12 protein-coding genes are annotated in these 14963 nt (G+C 72.6%); 4 read left to right on the plus strand and 8 right to left on the minus strand.

All coding sequences use genetic code 11. The features are described from left to right. Together Dvina_RS25685 and Dvina_RS25690 are read left to right on the plus strand one after the other, a co-directional pair. Window positions 1-6345 (plus strand): RHS repeat domain-containing protein, encoded by a 6345-nt coding sequence (locus tag Dvina_RS25685; protein ID WP_223105004.1) that lies wholly within the window; start codon window positions 1-3, stop codon window positions 6343-6345. Beyond that, the gene (locus Dvina_RS25690; protein ID WP_223105005.1) at window positions 6342-7742 is read left to right on the plus strand and encodes a hypothetical protein; all 1401 of its coding nucleotides are present in this window, start codon (window positions 6342-6344) and stop codon (window positions 7740-7742) included. The genes Dvina_RS25685 and Dvina_RS25690 overlap by 4 nt, the downstream gene beginning before the upstream one ends. A 75-nt stretch (window positions 7743-7817) precedes the next feature. Here Dvina_RS25690 and Dvina_RS25695 read toward each other — a convergent pair whose 3' ends face one another. From Dvina_RS25695 to Dvina_RS25710, 4 genes are all read right to left on the minus strand, one after another. Continuing rightward, window positions 7818-9077 (minus strand): zinc metalloprotease, encoded by a 1260-nt coding sequence (locus Dvina_RS25695; protein WP_223105006.1) that lies wholly within the window; start codon window positions 9075-9077, stop codon window positions 7818-7820. A gap of 119 nt (window positions 9078-9196) precedes the next feature. Then, on the minus strand, window positions 9197-9838 hold the full coding sequence (locus Dvina_RS25700; RefSeq protein WP_223105007.1) for an HAD-IA family hydrolase: 642 nt from the start codon (window positions 9836-9838) through the stop codon (window positions 9197-9199). Window positions 9839-9857: 19 nt separating this feature from the next. Beyond that, complete coding sequence (locus Dvina_RS25705; RefSeq protein WP_223105008.1) at window positions 9858-10331, minus strand: hypothetical protein; 474 nt, start codon at window positions 10329-10331, stop codon at window positions 9858-9860. A gap of 13 nt (window positions 10332-10344) precedes the next feature. Further along, complete coding sequence (locus Dvina_RS25710) at window positions 10345-10692, minus strand: GntR family transcriptional regulator (protein WP_223105009.1); 348 nt, start codon at window positions 10690-10692, stop codon at window positions 10345-10347. Window positions 10693-10778: 86 nt separating this feature from the next. Between Dvina_RS25710 and Dvina_RS25715 the strand changes: the two genes are divergently transcribed. Further along, entirely contained in the window at window positions 10779-12044 is a 1266-nt protein-coding gene (locus Dvina_RS25715; protein WP_246656449.1) for a PP2C family protein-serine/threonine phosphatase, read from the plus strand. Here the strand turns inward: Dvina_RS25715 and Dvina_RS25720 are convergent. Further along, the gene (locus Dvina_RS25720; RefSeq protein WP_223105010.1) at window positions 12031-12381 is read right to left on the minus strand and encodes an STAS domain-containing protein; all 351 of its coding nucleotides are present in this window, start codon (window positions 12379-12381) and stop codon (window positions 12031-12033) included. The genes Dvina_RS25715 and Dvina_RS25720 overlap by 14 nt on opposite strands. 182 nt (window positions 12382-12563) lie before the next feature. Here Dvina_RS25720 and Dvina_RS25725 point away from each other — a divergent pair, with 182 nt between their 5' ends. After that, window positions 12564-13403: a hypothetical protein gene (locus Dvina_RS25725; protein ID WP_223105011.1), complete on the plus strand. Its 840-nt coding sequence runs from the start codon at window positions 12564-12566 to the stop codon at window positions 13401-13403. On the opposite strand, the gene Dvina_RS25730 is transcribed toward Dvina_RS25725, so the two are convergent. The 3 genes from Dvina_RS25730 to Dvina_RS25740 form a co-directional block, all read right to left on the minus strand. Beyond that, entirely contained in the window at window positions 13397-13879 is a 483-nt protein-coding gene (locus tag Dvina_RS25730) for a CGNR zinc finger domain-containing protein (protein ID WP_223105012.1), read from the minus strand. The two genes, Dvina_RS25725 and Dvina_RS25730, sit on opposite strands and share 7 nt — an antisense overlap. Before the next feature lie 111 nt (window positions 13880-13990). Further along, on the minus strand, window positions 13991-14647 hold the full coding sequence (locus tag Dvina_RS25735) for an HAD-IA family hydrolase (RefSeq protein WP_223105013.1): 657 nt from the start codon (window positions 14645-14647) through the stop codon (window positions 13991-13993). Next, a complete protein-coding gene (locus tag Dvina_RS25740; protein WP_246656587.1) occupies window positions 14644-14961 on the minus strand; it encodes an AzlD domain-containing protein in 318 nt (105 codons plus the stop codon). Before Dvina_RS25740 ends, Dvina_RS25735 begins: the two co-directional genes overlap by 4 nt. Window positions 14962-14963: the final 2 nt, after the last annotated feature.

A 14963-nucleotide genomic window follows, 5' to 3' on the forward strand; every position in this document is an offset into this window, starting at 1 on the left:
ATGACGTCCACCCGCACGCGGATCGGGATCGGCGCGCTGATCCTGGCGCTGCTGCCGGTCGTCGCCGCCGACCACGGGTTCACCGACCCCGCGGCCGGGCACCTGCACGCCCAGCGCGACGCCGCGCTGCCGGGCGAGCCGATGCGCTACGACCCGCCGGCGGCGACGAGCACCGGCTCGCAGTACACCATCAAGGCTCCGTCCTGGCCTGAAGGCGCCGCCACCGTCCACCTCGGACGGGACAGGGTCAGAGCCGGTGCCCTGCCGGTGTACGTCCGCGCGGCCGGTGCGCCGGCCGCCGGCGACCTGCCGGTGCGGGTGCTGGACCGAGCCGCCACCCGCGCCACCGGCGTCGAGGGGCTCGTCGTGCAGCTGTCCGGCGCGGATGGCACGACGGTGCACGTGGACGTCGACTACCGCGACTTCGAGGGCGGCTACAGCGGGGGCGCCGCGTCATCCCTCGGCCTCGTCGAGCTGTCCGGGTGTACCCCGCTCACGGCGGCCTGCACCGCGAAGCCCCTGGACACGGCCAACGACGTCGCGCGGCGCACGCTCGGCGCGGACGTCTCCGCGGCCGCGACCCTGGCCGTCGTCGAGGAGCCCAAGGGCCCCGCCGGCGACTACTCGGCCACCCCGCTCAAGGCCACGTCGAGCTGGGAGGGCGGCAACAGCGCCGGCGACTTCACCTGGCAGTATCCGCTGCGCATGCCGCCGGGGCTGAACGGGCCGGAGCCGGACCTGGGCCTGTCGTACTCCTCCAGCTCCATCGACGGCTCGATGGCCGCCTCCAACAACCAGCCGTCGTGGCTCGGCGAGGGCTTCGACATGTCCACCGGCGCCATCGAGCGCAAGTTCGTGTCCTGCCAGAGCGACATGGGCAACGGCGCCAACAACACCACCAAGACCGGCGACCTGTGCTGGAAGACCGACAACGCCGTGCTGCACCTCAACGGGCAGTCCACCGAGCTGCTCAAGGGCACCGACGGCCGGTGGCACGGCCGGTCCGAGGACGGCGCGCGGATCGAGCTCAAGTCGGGCACCGAGAAGGCCGTCAACGGCGACCAGGACGGCCAGTGGTGGGTGGTCACCGAGACCGACGGCACCCAGTACTGGTTCGGCCGCAACCAGCTGCCCGGCTGGGTCTCCGGCAACCCGGTCACCAACTCGGCCTGGACGGTGCCGGTGTTCGGCAACAACGACAAGGAGCCGTGCCACGCCAGCACGTTCGCCGCGTCCGGCTGCGACCGGGCGTGGCGGTGGAACCTCGACTACGTCGTGGACCCCAGCGGCAACACGATGTCGTACTGGTATCAGGTCGAGAAGAACTCCTACGCGAAGGCCGGCTCGGCGACGACCCTGGCCGGCTACACCCGCGGCGGCTGGCTCGACCGCATCGACTACGGCACCCGCTCCACCACCGCCTACGCGACAGCGCCCATGCAGGTCGACTTCGGCGAGGCCGACAGGTGCGTCACCGCCGCCTGCGGCACCCACGACGCCACCAACTGGCCGGACACGCCGTGGAAGATGCAGTGCACGGCCAGCCCCTGCTACAACGGCAGCCCCACGTTCTGGACCACCAAGCGGCTCGGCACCCTCACCACCAAGGTGGCCGGCAAGCCCGTCGACCAGTGGACGTTCAAGCACACGTTCCCGGACCCGGGTGACACCACCCGCGCCGGGCTGTGGCTCGACTCGATCGGCCACACCGGCCTGGCCGGCACCACCGACCCCACGCCCCGGACCAAGGTCGTCCTGCCCGACGTGCACTTCGTCGGCGTGCAGAAGCCGAACCGGGTCGACGCGACAGACCTCGCCCCGGCGATGAACTGGTGGCGGATCAGCACCGTCGAGACCGAGGGCGGCGGCACGATAAACGTCACCTACGCCGACGCCGACTGCGTCGCGGGCACCCGCGTGCCGGACAAGACCGCGCTGTGGAACAACACCCTGCGCTGCTTCCCGGTCTACTGGACCCCCGAGGGCGCGAGCGCGCTGACCCTCGACTACTTCCACAAGTACGTGGTGAGCCGGGTGACGCAGCAGGACAACGCCCTGCCGTCCGACGAGCGCTCGGTGCCGGTCGTCACCAGCTACGAGTACCCGAACCCGCCGGCCTGGCGCTACACCGACGACGACGGGCTCGTCGACGACAAGACGAAGACGTGGTCGGTGTGGCGCGGCTACGACCTCGTGCGGACCATCAGCGGCACCGGCGGCGACGCCGTGCGCGCCGAGACCACCTACTTCCGGGGCATGGACGGCGACAAGTTCGGCACCGGCACCGCCACCCGCTCGGTCACACTGCCCGCGACCGGCGGCGCCCCGGCGGTCACCGACAGCGACTTCTACGCCGGGCTGGTGCGGGAGGAGCGGCAGTACAAGGACCTCACCGGCGGTGAGATCAGCGCGACGGTCAACGTGCCGTGGCGCTCCGATCCGCCGACCGCCACGCGGACCATCGACGGTGTCAAGGCCGAGTCCCGCTTCGTCGCCGTCACCCAGGAGCGCAAGCGGGTCCAGCTCGACGGCGGCCGCGGCTGGCGCTCCACCACCGAGAACACCGTGTTCGACGACTACGGCATGGCGATCCGGCACGAGGACCTCGGCGACGACGCCGTCACCGACGACCAGAACTGCACGATCACCGACTACGCCCGCAACGGCACCGCCTGGATCCTCGACGCGGTAAGCCGCGAGCGGCAGTTCGCCGTCGACTGCACCCGGGCCCAGCAGGCCGGGCTCACCGAGGCCGACGTCGTCTCCGACACCTACACCCTCTACGACAGCGGGGCCCGCCTGGCCGCGCCCAGCAAGGGCCTGGTCACGCAGACCGACGAGCTCGTCGGCTACCCGTCGCGGTACATCACCGCCTCCAAGGCCACCTACGACGACTACGGCCGCGTCCTGACCGCGACCGACGTGCGCGGCAACACCACCAGGACGACCTACACGCCGACCGCCGGCGGCCCGGTCACGGCGACGGAGGAGCTCACCCAGCAGGGGTGGAAGACGAGGACGACGTTCGACCCGGCCTGGGGCGAGCAGCTCAGTGTGGTGGACAAGAACAGCAAGACCACCCTGCAGCAGTTCGACGCGCTCGGGCGCACCACCGCGGTGTGGATGCCGAACCGGACGGCCGGCCAGACGCCGAGCGTCAGCTTCGCCTACTTCGTGCGCAAGAGCGGCAGCGTCACCATCTCCAACCAGCTCGACAGCAACGGCACCGGCTACCGCACCAGCGCCGCGTTCCTGGACGGGCAGGACCGGCCCCGGCAGACCCAGACGGCCGAGGGCACCGCCGCCGGCGGCCGGGTCATCACCGACACCTTCTACGACAGCGCCGGGCGGCAGTTCAAGCAGAACGGCGCCTACGTCGTGGACGGCGCGATAAGCGTCACCGACCCGACGCTCGTCAAGCACCTCGACGACGTGCAGGTGCCGACCCAGACGATCACCGCCTACGACGGCGCCGGGCGGGTCACCACCTCCACGTTCCGGATCAAGGCCGTCGAGCGGTGGCACACCACCACGACCTACGGCGGCGACCGGGTGGACGTCGTGCCGCCGGCCGGCGCGATGCCGACCTCGACCTACGCCGACGTCCTCGGGCGGACCGTGCGGCAGCGGCAGTACCACACCGCGCTCGGCGGCACCGCGTTCACCGATCTGACGTACACGTACGACCGCAAGGGCCACCTGACCCAGGAGACCGACACCGCCGGCAACCCGTGGACGTACACCTTCGACTTCGCCGGGCACGTCATCAGCCGCGACGACCCCGACAGCGGCACCACGACCAGCAGCTACAACGACACCGGCGACATGCTCACCACGACCAACGCCGAGGGCAAGACCCTCGCGTACGTCTACGACGGGCTCGGGCGGATGACCGAGCGGCACAGCGGCACCGTGACCGGGCCGCTGCTGGCCGACTGGGCCTACGACACCGTGCCGCTCGCGGTGGGCAACCTGGTCGTCAACGGCCAGCAGCTGCGCTCCCGCTCCTACGTGGGCACGGCCGCCTACACCACCCGCATCGACGGCATGAACGACCTCTACCAGCCGACCGGCGAGACGATCACCATCCCGCCGAGCGAGTCCGGCCTGGCCGGCACCTACTCCTACTCGTTCGCCTACACCGCCGGCGGGGCCGAGGCGTCCACGACCATGCCGGCGCTCGGCGGTCTGGCCAAGGAGAAGCTGACCACCGGGTACAACGCCCTCGGCCAGCCCGACACGCTCAAGACGAGCATCTCGCCGACCGGCGACGACGTCTTCCTCGTCAACGGCACCCAGTACACCCGCTACGGCGAGCTCGGGATGATCGCCCGGCGCAACGGCACCGGCACCTGGCTGGACACCGCCTACGACTACGAGCCCGGCACCCGCCGCCTCGAGCAGATCCACACCACCCGGGAGACCGGCCCCAGCGAGGTCGCCGACGTGCACCTCACGTGGGACGCCTCCGGCAACCTGCTCAGCGCGAAGGACCTCGTCGCCGGCGACAACCAGTGCTTCGGCTACGACTTCGCCCAGCGCCTGGCCGAGGCGTGGACGCCGGCCGGCGGGGACTGCGACGCCGCCCGCAGCCAGTCCGCGCTCGGCGGCCCGGCCCCCTACTGGAACTCGTACACCTTCGACACGGTCGGCAACCGCTCCACGTCGACGGAGCGCACGAAGACCACGTCGGTGAGCCGGTCCTACACCTACCCGGCGGCCCGGACCAGCCAGCCGCACACGCTGCAGACGATGACGACGAGCGGGGCGGGCACCGCCGCCTACACCTACGACAAGGCCGGCAACACGCTCACCCGCCCGGCCAACGGCACCGCCGGCGCGACGCAGACGCTCACCTGGAACGCCGACGGCACCCTTGCCACGAGCACTGACGCGACAGGCACGTCGAGCTACGTGTACGACGCCGCCGGCAACCGGCTCATCAAGCACGAGCCGTCCGGCAACACGCTCAGCCTGCCCGGCCAGGAGCTGCGCAGCGCCGGGGGAGCGGCGACGGCGACCCGGTACCTCACCCACGCCGGCAAGGTGATCGGCGTGCGCACCACCGGCAGCGGCCTGACCTGGCAGGTCGATGACCAGCAGGGCACCGGCACCATCGAGGTGGACGCGGCCACCCAGGCGGTCGTGCGGCGCTGGCTGACGCCGTTCGGCGCCGAGCGGGGCGGCCCGGCCCCGTGGGTCACCGACAAGGGGCTCGTCAACGGCACCAAGGACAGCACCGGCCTGCTGCACATCGGCGCCCGCGAGTACGACCAGACGGTCGGCCGGTTCGTGAGCCTCGACCCGATCATGGAGCACGACGATCCACAGGCCATCCAGGGGTACAACTACGCCGACGCCAACCCCGTGACGCTGAGCGACCCGGACGGGCGGATGCCGGCCCGCGACGGCGGTGGCGGCAGCATCTGGGGCCGCATCGCCAACGCCGTGCACCGGCTCGTCAAGGCGGTCGTGCACTACATCCAGTACTACCGGCGGGGCAAGCAGCCGGTGTACCAGCACTACATCCCGCCGCGGCGCAAGCCCACGCCGCCCTACCAGCACTACATTCCGCCGCGCAAGCCGCGGGTCTACGGCCCGTTCGTCACGCACGGCATCAACCTGCCGAAGGGGCCGATCTTCTGCCCCCTGATGGGCTGCTACGACGCGCCCGGCGTCCGCCACGGCGGCAACCCACGGGCCGCGTGCCGCTCCTTCAACGCCGGGTTCAGCTCGCCCGCCGCCTGCGACGACGGCTTCGACGCGGCCGAGCGGCTGCGGTCGGGCAAGAGCTCGCACGACGCTCAGGTGAAGCGGGGCTCCGACGCCTACGAGGAGCACTGCGCGGCCAAGGGCGACGAGTCGTGGTGCACCGCGCTGAAGCGGCCGCCGGCGCACATCAACGTCCTGCCCGAGCACGCCGTCGCGACCGAGATCGCGCTCTACATCGGCGGCGAGAAGGAGACGCGGCCGGGTGACGCGTGGACGTACCACAAGGAGGCGCACCGCCACGGCCCGGAGATCTACCTCTCGGTCAACATCTGCGTCGGGCTGTGCGTCGGCATCACCATCACCAGCCGGGGCGACGTCTTCGTCGGCGGCAGCATCACCGCCGGGGCGTCCGGCGGCTCGATGATCACCGTCGGCGTCAACCCGCAGCCGATGTCGAGCATGAACGACAACGGGGCCGCGTACTGCGCCGGCGGCGTGGCCAGCGGCTGCGTCACGGTCGGCTGGGACGGCAAGACCGGCAAGCCGGTGTACGGCGTGTCGGGCTCCCTCGGCGTCGGCGTCAAGGGCGGCGTGACCCGCACCTACAGCCACAAGATCGGAGAGGCGAGTTGAGGAAGACGGCAGCGGTACTCGTGATGGCCGTGACCGCGGCCCTGACCGGCTCGGCGAGCGCCTGGGCGGTCGCCTGGGACAACGTGAAGCCGGTCGTCGACTCCGGCAAGAGCACCGCGGGTCTGCAGAAGCTCGTGTGGACGGCGACGAACCAGGCGCCGGTCGACGCGGCGTTCGCCGACGGCTCGCTGAGCTCCGACGGCGGCGCCGGCCTGGCCCAGGTGTACAGCCACACGAACCAGCAGATGTACTACAAGTCGGCGAGCCAGTGCGCCTCGGCGAAGGCCGCCGTGGCCGACGCCGACGCGAAGTACACCCTGGCCGCCTGGTGCTTCTCCGGCGCCGACGAGACGTCCGACGCGTGGGTGCCGCAGGCCGTCACCAGCTCGCAGGACGCGCAGCAGTCCAGCGGCTACTCGGCCGGCGGCGACGAGATCGTCGGCCTGTGGCGGCAGGCGGCGAACGCGGGCAACCGCGGCCGCTGCACGAGCGTCCCCGACGACGCCGGCCGCTCGGTGAACCTGCGGGCCATGTTCATCCAGCGCCCGTACACCGACGGCACCCACAGCGCGTACCGCCACGTGCTGCTCGTCGCCCCGACCGGCAACGGCAACGTCATCGCGCCGATCTGCGACGTGCACGGCGGCGGCGCGGTCTGGTACGGCCCGTACCTGTTCGTCTCCTGGCACGGCGCCGGGTTCAAGGTGTTCGACACCCGCCGCACGTACAAGATCCCGTACGACACCACCTGCGGCACCGGCGGCGGCGCGCCCGGCGTCAACGACATCGGCGTCGTCGGCGGCCGGGTCTGCGCCGCCGGCTACCGCTATGTGATGGTCCAGGTCGGCCAGTTCGCCACCACGCCGTCCGGCTGCACGACGACGCCGACGAGCCTCAACGCGGGGCTGTGCTTCTCCGGGATCTCGCTGCAGTGGTCGGACAACTCCATCGTGTCCTCGGAGTACCGCAACCCGGCCGACATGACCGCCTCCGCCGTCCCCGCCCGGATCGTCAACTGGTCGACGGCCGACCTGGTCAACCGCATCACCACCGGCTCCGCCACGCCGGTCACCGCCACCCGACTGGCCACCACGAACTTCGAGGGCATCCAGGGCGTCATGGAGCGCCCGAACGCCACCTCGGGCCGGGCCGAGTTCTACATCTCGCGCACCGTGCCGGGCAACGACAGCAGCGAGCTGTGGTACGAGCACGACGGCGACGGCGTGTGCCCGGCCAAGGGCGTCTACGTGGACAACGCCGAGCAGGTCAGCTACTGGGTGGACAGCGACGGCAACGGGCATCTGTGGACCTTCACGGAGTACGGCGGCCGCCGCATGCTGGTGCGGATCTACACGAACGAGTACAACGACCCACCGTCCGGCTGCCCCACCCAGTGAAAGCACCGCGGCCGCCCCATCCCCCCGGGGCGGCCGCGGTCCCACCATGGACCGGGCCGGTGGTGGCGGTGAACCTCAGCAGATGTTGACGGCGCCGCGCATGGGGATCCAGTCGCACGAGGTGGTGCCGGGGTCGGGGACCCCGTCGTGGTCCACGTCGAGCCAGTAGTCGACCTGGGCGATCGGCCGGTAGGTCGCGCCGGAGGTCAGGGTGCTCGGCACCGTGAACGTGTGGGCCAGCAGCTCGGAGTTGTTCTCGTCGACCTGCCGACCGTAGGAGTCGGGCGACTCCACGTCGGCGGTGACGGTCCAGGTGGTGTCGGCGGAGAACCACATGTGCAGCTCGGTCTGCACGTCGTCGGTGGAGTAGTTGGCCAGGGCGACCCGGGTCACGATGCCGCCGCCGGCGCACACCGTGGCCGAGCCGCCGAGTGTCGGCCCGCCGGGCGTGGTGTAGGTGGTGCCGCAGCGGGACTGGAACGGGTCGGCGAGGCTCCCGATGATCATCAACCCGGTGCTCGGCTCGCACAGGGCCTTCTGCTGGGCCGCGCCGTGATCGGTGTCGTTGGAGTCCATCCAGGTGTTCAGCAGGGCCACCTCGGTCCGGGTGCCGGTGGCCGGGTACAGGTCGCGCAGGCCGTGGGCGTCGTCGGGCAGCGGGCGGATCGCGTCGCCGGCCGGGCGGTTGGCCCACGGGTGGGTGCCGTAGTTCATGAACGCGTACGAGCCGTGCGTATGGTGCAGGCCGAAGGCGTGCATGAGCTCGTGGAGGTACGACGGGCGGAACCAGGTGTCCCCGGCGACGCTGTTGCGCCCGGCGCTGAAGAGCGCCTCGCCCGCGTCCGGAGGGGTGCGCACGTCCCAGCCCCAGACGGACTGGTCGAGAAGTGCGATCTGGACCTCGTTGTAGGTGCAGGAGCTGATGCTCATCTGCTTGGTCTGGCCGATCGCGTCCTTCTCCTTGATCGACGTCACGAAGCCGACGTGGATGGTCGGCACGGTGTCGTTGAACGGCGTCCCGTAGACGAACGGTGCGGTGGTGCTCGTCGTCGAGGAGATCTTCGCAGCGGTACCGCCGGTCAGCCCGATCTGGCGGTCGACGTCCTTGACGGCCTGGAGCAGGGCGGCGGTGTCACTCAGGGTGGTGCCGGTGTACTCCGCGGTGTGCAGCACGACCTTCACCGACCCGGAGGTGAACTTGATGGAGTTGCACACCACGTTGCCGTTCCCGTCGTAGCCCTTCAAGGGGATGTAGGCGGCGGCGGGCTCGGCGACGGCGGTGGCGGCCACGAGGCCGGCGAGGGCGCTGAGGAGGCGCCGGGCGAAGGTATCCATGGCGGCCAGTGTGGTCCCGGTCACTGCGGCCGCACCGTGTCGAATGACGCGCACGAAGTGACGGCTGCCCGACTGGCCGGGCGGCTGCAGTTCCCGCCGGGTCGGTGCGCTGTCCACGCTCAGCGGACGGTCACGACTACGCCGCGTTCGGTTACCGTGACGGTCAGCGGCGTCAGGTCGGGGATCGCCGCGTCGGCGTTGAGCTCGGCCAGGGCGTGGGAGGTGGCGACGGCCACGGTCGCCGCCCCGGCCGCGCGCCCGGCGGCCAGGCCGGCGGGGGCGTCCTCCACGACCAGGCAGCGGCGGGCGTCGAAGCCGAGGGCGGCCGCGGCCTTCCGGTAGCCCTCCGGGTCCGGCTTGCCGGCGGTCACGTCCTCGGCGGCGACGAGGACGTCCGGCGCCGGCAGCCCGGCCGCGGCGAGGCGGGCGCGCATCAGGGCCCGGGGGCCGGAGGTGACGGCCGCCCACCGGTGCGGTGCCAGCCGGTCGAGCAGCGCCGCCGCGCCCGGCAGGGCCACGACGCCGTCGAAGTCGGCGCGTTCGAGCGCCTCCAGCTCGGCCACCGCGGCCGCCCGGCCGTCCGGGGGGATGAACATCGCGACCGTGTCCGCGGTCCGCCGCCCGTGGCAGACGCGCAGGATCTCCTCGGCGTCGTAGCCGTGCGCCGCCCCCCACGTCCGCCAGGTCCGCTCCACCACCGGCGTCGAGTCCACAAGCGTCCCGTCGATGTCGAACAGCACGGCGTCCACCTCGAAGATCATGATCGGAGCGTACGTCCCCCTATCGCCGGCCGCGGAGCGCCGCCTCCTGCAGTGCGGCCGCGGCGGCCCGGGCATCGGGGACCGTGACCGTGACGCGGCGGCCGCTCGTGAGGTTCAGGCGCAGGGCCGGGCCGGAGCGCACGGTGCAGTACGTGTGCCAGGGGGTCCACCAGAAGCCGAACGCGACCTGCCCGAGGCCGATCTCGACGACCTCGGCGGAGGCGATCCGGTCGAGCGGGTAGCTGCAGCGGGGCCAGGCGGCCGGGCCGAACCGGATGGCGACGCCGTTGGGGCCGGCCGCGGTGCGGATGCTGACGCCGGTCAGCACGTTGAGCAGCACGATCACGGCCGCGGTGAGGATCGGCAGGGCCAGGTCGCGCGGCGAGCCGTCCGCGCTCGCCCCGCCGATCAGCAGCGGCACCAGCAGGGCGGCGCTGACGAGGACGATCGGCCAGTTCGTGACCCGGCCGGTGTAGATCGAGTATGCCGTCATGGCGTGACCATCCCTAGGTGAGTTTGGCGATCAGGCGGAGCAGGTCGGCGCGGGTCAGGCCGTGCTCGCGGGCCACGGCGACAAGGGTGCGGGCCGCCTCGGCGACCGGCGTCGGCTCGGTGACCGCGGAGGCCACCCGGGCGCCGCGGCCGCGGCGAAACTCCAGCAGCCCGTCGTCGCGCAGGCGGCGATAGGCGGTCAGGACCGTGTTGCGGTCGACGGAGAGGGCCGTGGCCAGCTCGGCCGCGGGTGGCAGCTGCTCGCCGATGGCCAGCTCACCCGACGCCACGCCCCGGCGCACGCACGCGGCGATCTGGTCGGGCAGCAGCTCCCGCGAGGCATGATCGACTGTCCATCTCATAGTGCTAGTATTATTAGCACCATTCACCGCACGGTCAAGCGGCGTCGGCGCGAGCGCCAGGCGACCGGAATTTGTAAACTGCCAAGGTGGAGGTCAGTGAGACGTCGATGATGGCCACGCTGCTCGGCGCGGTCGAGGACGCGGCGCCGGTCGATGCCGTGGAGTCGATCACCCGGGAGCTCGCGAAGGCCCTCGAGGCGGTGTCGGCCTCGTTCCTCATCGCCGACCTGAGCGGGCGGGCACTCGTCCGCCTGGCGCACGTGCCCGGGGACGAGGCCCCACCCGGCGACGCGGGCCGGCGGCGGGGCGACGAGGTGGCGACGGTACTGCCCTTCGACGGCGGCCCCGCGGAGCAGGCCCTGCGCACGCAGACCCCGCAGGTCCTCGCGGGCGAGGCGGGCTGGACGGTGCTCGCGCCGGTCACCGAGCGTGGCGAGGTGATCGGGCTCCTGGAGCTCGTGCTGCCGTCCGAGCCGGACGAGCGGGCGCTGGCCGAGATCGGGCGCATCGCCCACCTGCTCGGCTTCGTGGTGATCGCCAACCGCCGGCACACGGACCTGTTCGAGTGGGGCCAGCGCACCACCCCCTTCAACCTCCCGGCCGAGATCCAGCGCCGGCTGCTGCCCGCCGCGTTCACCTGCGAGGCCGGGGCCTTCACCCTCTCGGGCTGGCTGGAGCCGGCCGCGAGCATCGGCGGCGACACCTTCGACTACGCCCTGGCCCGCGACGCGCTGCACTTCAGTGTCACCGACGCCATGGGCCACGGCGTCGCCAGCGCGCTGACCGCGACGCTCGGCGTGGGCAGCCTGCGCAACACCCGCCGCAAGGGGCAGGGGATCGTGGAGCAGGCCGAGACCGCGAATGCCGCGGTGGCCGAGCACGCCGCGGCCGGCAGCACGTTCGTCACCGCCGTCCTGGGCCGCATCGACCTGAGCAGCGGCGTGTGCACGCTTGTCAACGCCGGGCACCTCCCGCCGTTGCTGGTGCGCGGCGACGAGATCGAGCCGCTGCGGCTGCCGCGCAACTTCCCGCTCGGGATGCTCGCCGAGGCGACGTTCACCGCCGGCGAGGTGCAGCTCGAGGCCGGCGACCGGCTGGTCATCGTGACCGACGGGATGCGGGAGCGGGCGGCGGCCCGGATGGACCTGCACGCCGAGCTGCGCAAGGTGGCCGGCCTGCACCCGCGGGAGGCGACTCGGGCCCTGGCCGACGCGGTCCTGCGCGTGACCGGTCCGGTCCTCGCCGACGACGCCACCCTGCTGATCATCGACTGGTACAACGAGCACGGCCGGCTGCGCCGGACAAGCGCCGGCGCCGACCAGGCCCGGGCCAGCGCGCCTATGCCGGACTGACGAGCGCCGCCTCGGCCGCCGCCACGGTGTCGTGGACCGGCATCAGATGGTCGACCGACGTCAGCTCGAACACCTGGCGCACGATCGGCTGCGGGCCGGCGACCGCGGCCCCGCCGCCGTGGGCCCGCAGCTGCTTGTGCAGCCACACGATCAGGCCGAGCGCGCTGGAGTCGATGAGCGGGACCTCGCCGAGGTCGAGCACGATGCTGCGGGTGCCGTCGTCGAGGACCTCCTGCAGCCGCTGCCGCACGCGGGGTGTGTTGGCCATGTCGACCACCCCGCTGAGCTGCACGATGAGACATTCGCGGCCGGGCCGAGTGGTCCAGGACACATCCACGCCCTCAGCCCACGCCGCCCGTGAGCGCCGGCCGGCGCGACCGGGCCGACACCCCGGTCGACGGCGAGCGGCTCGAGCAGCCGGTGACACCGATGCGCCGGTGAGCCCGGCCGGCCGCCCGATTGACACGGCGGGCGGCGCTGCTCACCCTGGGTTACCCCTGGTCGAGGAGCCGACACCGCATGCCGTACCGCCACCGACTCTGGATCGCCGCCGTGCTCGGGCTGGCCCTGGCGATCGCCGGTGTCCTGCTACGGGTGCCGCACGGGGCGGCCAGCCGGCCGATGGTCGGGCCCATGCCGTTCCTGGACCTGGCCCGGGAGCCGGCGCGGGATCCGGCGGTGCCGCTGGACGCGCTGTTCGTCGGCAACAGCCTGCTCGGGTCGTTCACGAAGGCCGGCGGTGAGGACACGCCGGGGCTGGTGCGCCACCTCGCGGCCGGGGCCGGCCGGACGCTGAACGTGACGGAGGTCATCCACTCCGGATACACGCTGCGCCAGACCTGGAACGACGGGCTCGTCGCGTCCGCGCTCAGCGGGGCCCGGCGCTACGACTGGATCGTGCTGCAGGAGTACAGCACGCAGGTCGCCGTCCACCCGGCCGACACCCGCGGCACGCTGCTGGATCTTTACGCCCCGACGTTCGCCCGCGCCCTGAAGCCCGGCGGGCGGGTGATCCTGGTCAAGAACTGGGCCCTCGTCGACCCGTCGCCGTTCCCGTCCCGCGCCGCGGCGAAGGCGGCGATCGACGCGAACTATGCGGGGCTGGTCGCGGCTCTGGGGGTACACCCGCTGCTGGCGCCCTTCGGCGACGAGTTCGAGGCGCTCATCGCCGACCGGGGCACGCCGTTCCTGATCGTGCCGGACGGCAAGCACCCCAACGACACCGCGATCTACCTCGACGCGGTGACGCTCTACGCCATGCTCTTCGCCGACTCGCCCCGTCACCTGGCCGACCTGTACCTGCCGGCGCCGGTCGCCGCCGACGTCCGCGACCTGGCCGCCCGCGCCCTGGGCTACTGAGCGCAGCCCGGCCCGGCGTGGCGGACCTGGCCGGCGTCGGCGGACGTGTCGAAGAACACCTCGGCACAGTCCGGGTTCGCACACGTCTTCAACCGGGCCAGACTGCCCGTCTGTACCGCCAGCAGCAGCTCGACCTGCACGAGCGCGATGACCGCATCGGCCCCGTCACCCTGCGGCGCATACACCGGCCGGCCCGCCCGCACCGCCACCGTCACCGCCCGCGCGGGCACCGTGAACCCGTCGTCGTGCCGCCGGAGCCATGCCCGCAGCCGGTCCCGGAACGCCCGAAGCGGCGCCAGGTCCGGCTCGACGAGCGTCAACCGCGGTGCCGCCTGCCCGGTCTGCCGAGCCCAGGTCGCCAGCGCCGCCCCCAGCCACGCCCGGGCCGCGCTGCGCTCGTCGAGCGCCGTGGTGTTGGCCAGGTCCTGGACCAGGCACAGCCCGCCCGGGGCCATGGTACTGCCGTTTCCCGCCATAGATGAAGATCTTAGTCGTACGTGGCCCGGGCGCTCGTCCAGAGGCTCGCGGCCCGGTGCGGGGCCACGGCGGCGATGTGGGCGGCCGGGCGGACGGTGGCGCAGCGACGGTCAGGGCAGCGCGGCCAGGACGGCGTCCAGGGGCATGGCGGCAGCGCCGGGCAGGACGAGGGCGGCGGTGGTGAAGCGGGCCGGGTCGGCGTGCGGGTTGGGGACGGCGACGCAGCGCAGGCCGGCCGCGTCGGCGGCGGCCGCGCCGTGCGGGGTGTCCTCGAAGGCGACCGCCTCCGCCGCCGCGACGCCGAGCCGGTCCAGGGCCAGCCGGTAGACGGCCGGGTCCGGTTTCGGGGCGGGCACCTCGTCGCCGGTGGCCAGGACCTCGAACCGGGGGAGCAGGCCGGCCCGGCTCAGCATGGCGCCGACGTGCTCCACGTGGGAGCTGCTGGCCACGGCCAGGCGCAGGCCCAGCTCCGCGGCCCGGTCCAGCCAGCCGGTGATGCCGGGGGCCGGTTGCAGGGCGGCGTTGAGGACGGCCCGGTGGGCCTGGCGCAGGGTGTGGCTGGACGTGCGGTCGTAGGCCGAGCCCACCGCGGCGGCCAGGGCGAGGTAGCGGGCCTCGTTGGCGTCGCCGCCGTGGTCGGCGAAGAAGCCCCGCGGGTCGAGCTCGAGGCCGTGCCGGCGCCACTCCCACTGCCAGCTCGCCAGCAGCGTGGTCTCCGTGTCCATCAACAGGCCGTCGAAGTCGAAGATCAGCGCTTTCGGAGTCACCCGCCGAGTATCGCAAGGAGCGCGCGCAGGCCGGCCGTGACGGCCACGGCGCCGACGATGCACACCAGGTGGGAGCGGCCCCACCGGCGCAGCGCCACGGCCACCGCCAGGCCGGGCAGGGCGGTCCAGTCGAAGTCGTGCCAGCCGGCACCCAGCAGGTCGACGGTGAGCAGGCCGGCCAGGAGGACCACCGGCAGCGCGTCGGCGACGGCCCGGACCCTGGGCGGAAACTCGCGGCCGCCGAGCAGGGCCGGGCCGGCCGCCTTGTAGAGGATGTTGAGCGCGGCCAGCGCGGCGGTGGCGATGATCAGCATGG

Origin of the sequence: Dactylosporangium vinaceum, assembly GCF_019904175.1 — a bacterium.
GTDB lineage: Bacteria > Actinomycetota > Actinomycetes > Mycobacteriales > Micromonosporaceae > Dactylosporangium > Dactylosporangium vinaceum.

What these genes read in the sequence shown, in the direction of transcription:
- Dvina_RS25740 (WP_246656587.1), bottom strand. Translation starts at nt 14,961, where the DNA reads ATGCTGATCATCGCCACCGCCGCGCTGGCCGCGCTCAACATCCTCTAC.
- Dvina_RS25705 (WP_223105008.1), bottom strand. Translation starts at nt 10,331, where the DNA reads ATGACGGCATACTCGATCTACACCGGCCGGGTCACGAACTGGCCGATC.
- Dvina_RS25685 (WP_223105004.1), top strand. Translation starts at nt 1, where the DNA reads ATGACGTCCACCCGCACGCGGATCGGGATCGGCGCGCTGATCCTGGCG.
- Dvina_RS25695 (WP_223105006.1), bottom strand. Translation starts at nt 9,077, where the DNA reads ATGGATACCTTCGCCCGGCGCCTCCTCAGCGCCCTCGCCGGCCTCGTG.
- Dvina_RS25700 (WP_223105007.1), bottom strand. Translation starts at nt 9,838, where the DNA reads ATGATCTTCGAGGTGGACGCCGTGCTGTTCGACATCGACGGGACGCTT.
- Dvina_RS25725 (WP_223105011.1), top strand. Translation starts at nt 12,564, where the DNA reads ATGCCGTACCGCCACCGACTCTGGATCGCCGCCGTGCTCGGGCTGGCC.
- Dvina_RS25730 (WP_223105012.1), bottom strand. Translation starts at nt 13,879, where the DNA reads ATGGCGGGAAACGGCAGTACCATGGCCCCGGGCGGGCTGTGCCTGGTC.
- Dvina_RS25710 (WP_223105009.1), bottom strand. Translation starts at nt 10,692, where the DNA reads ATGAGATGGACAGTCGATCATGCCTCGCGGGAGCTGCTGCCCGACCAG.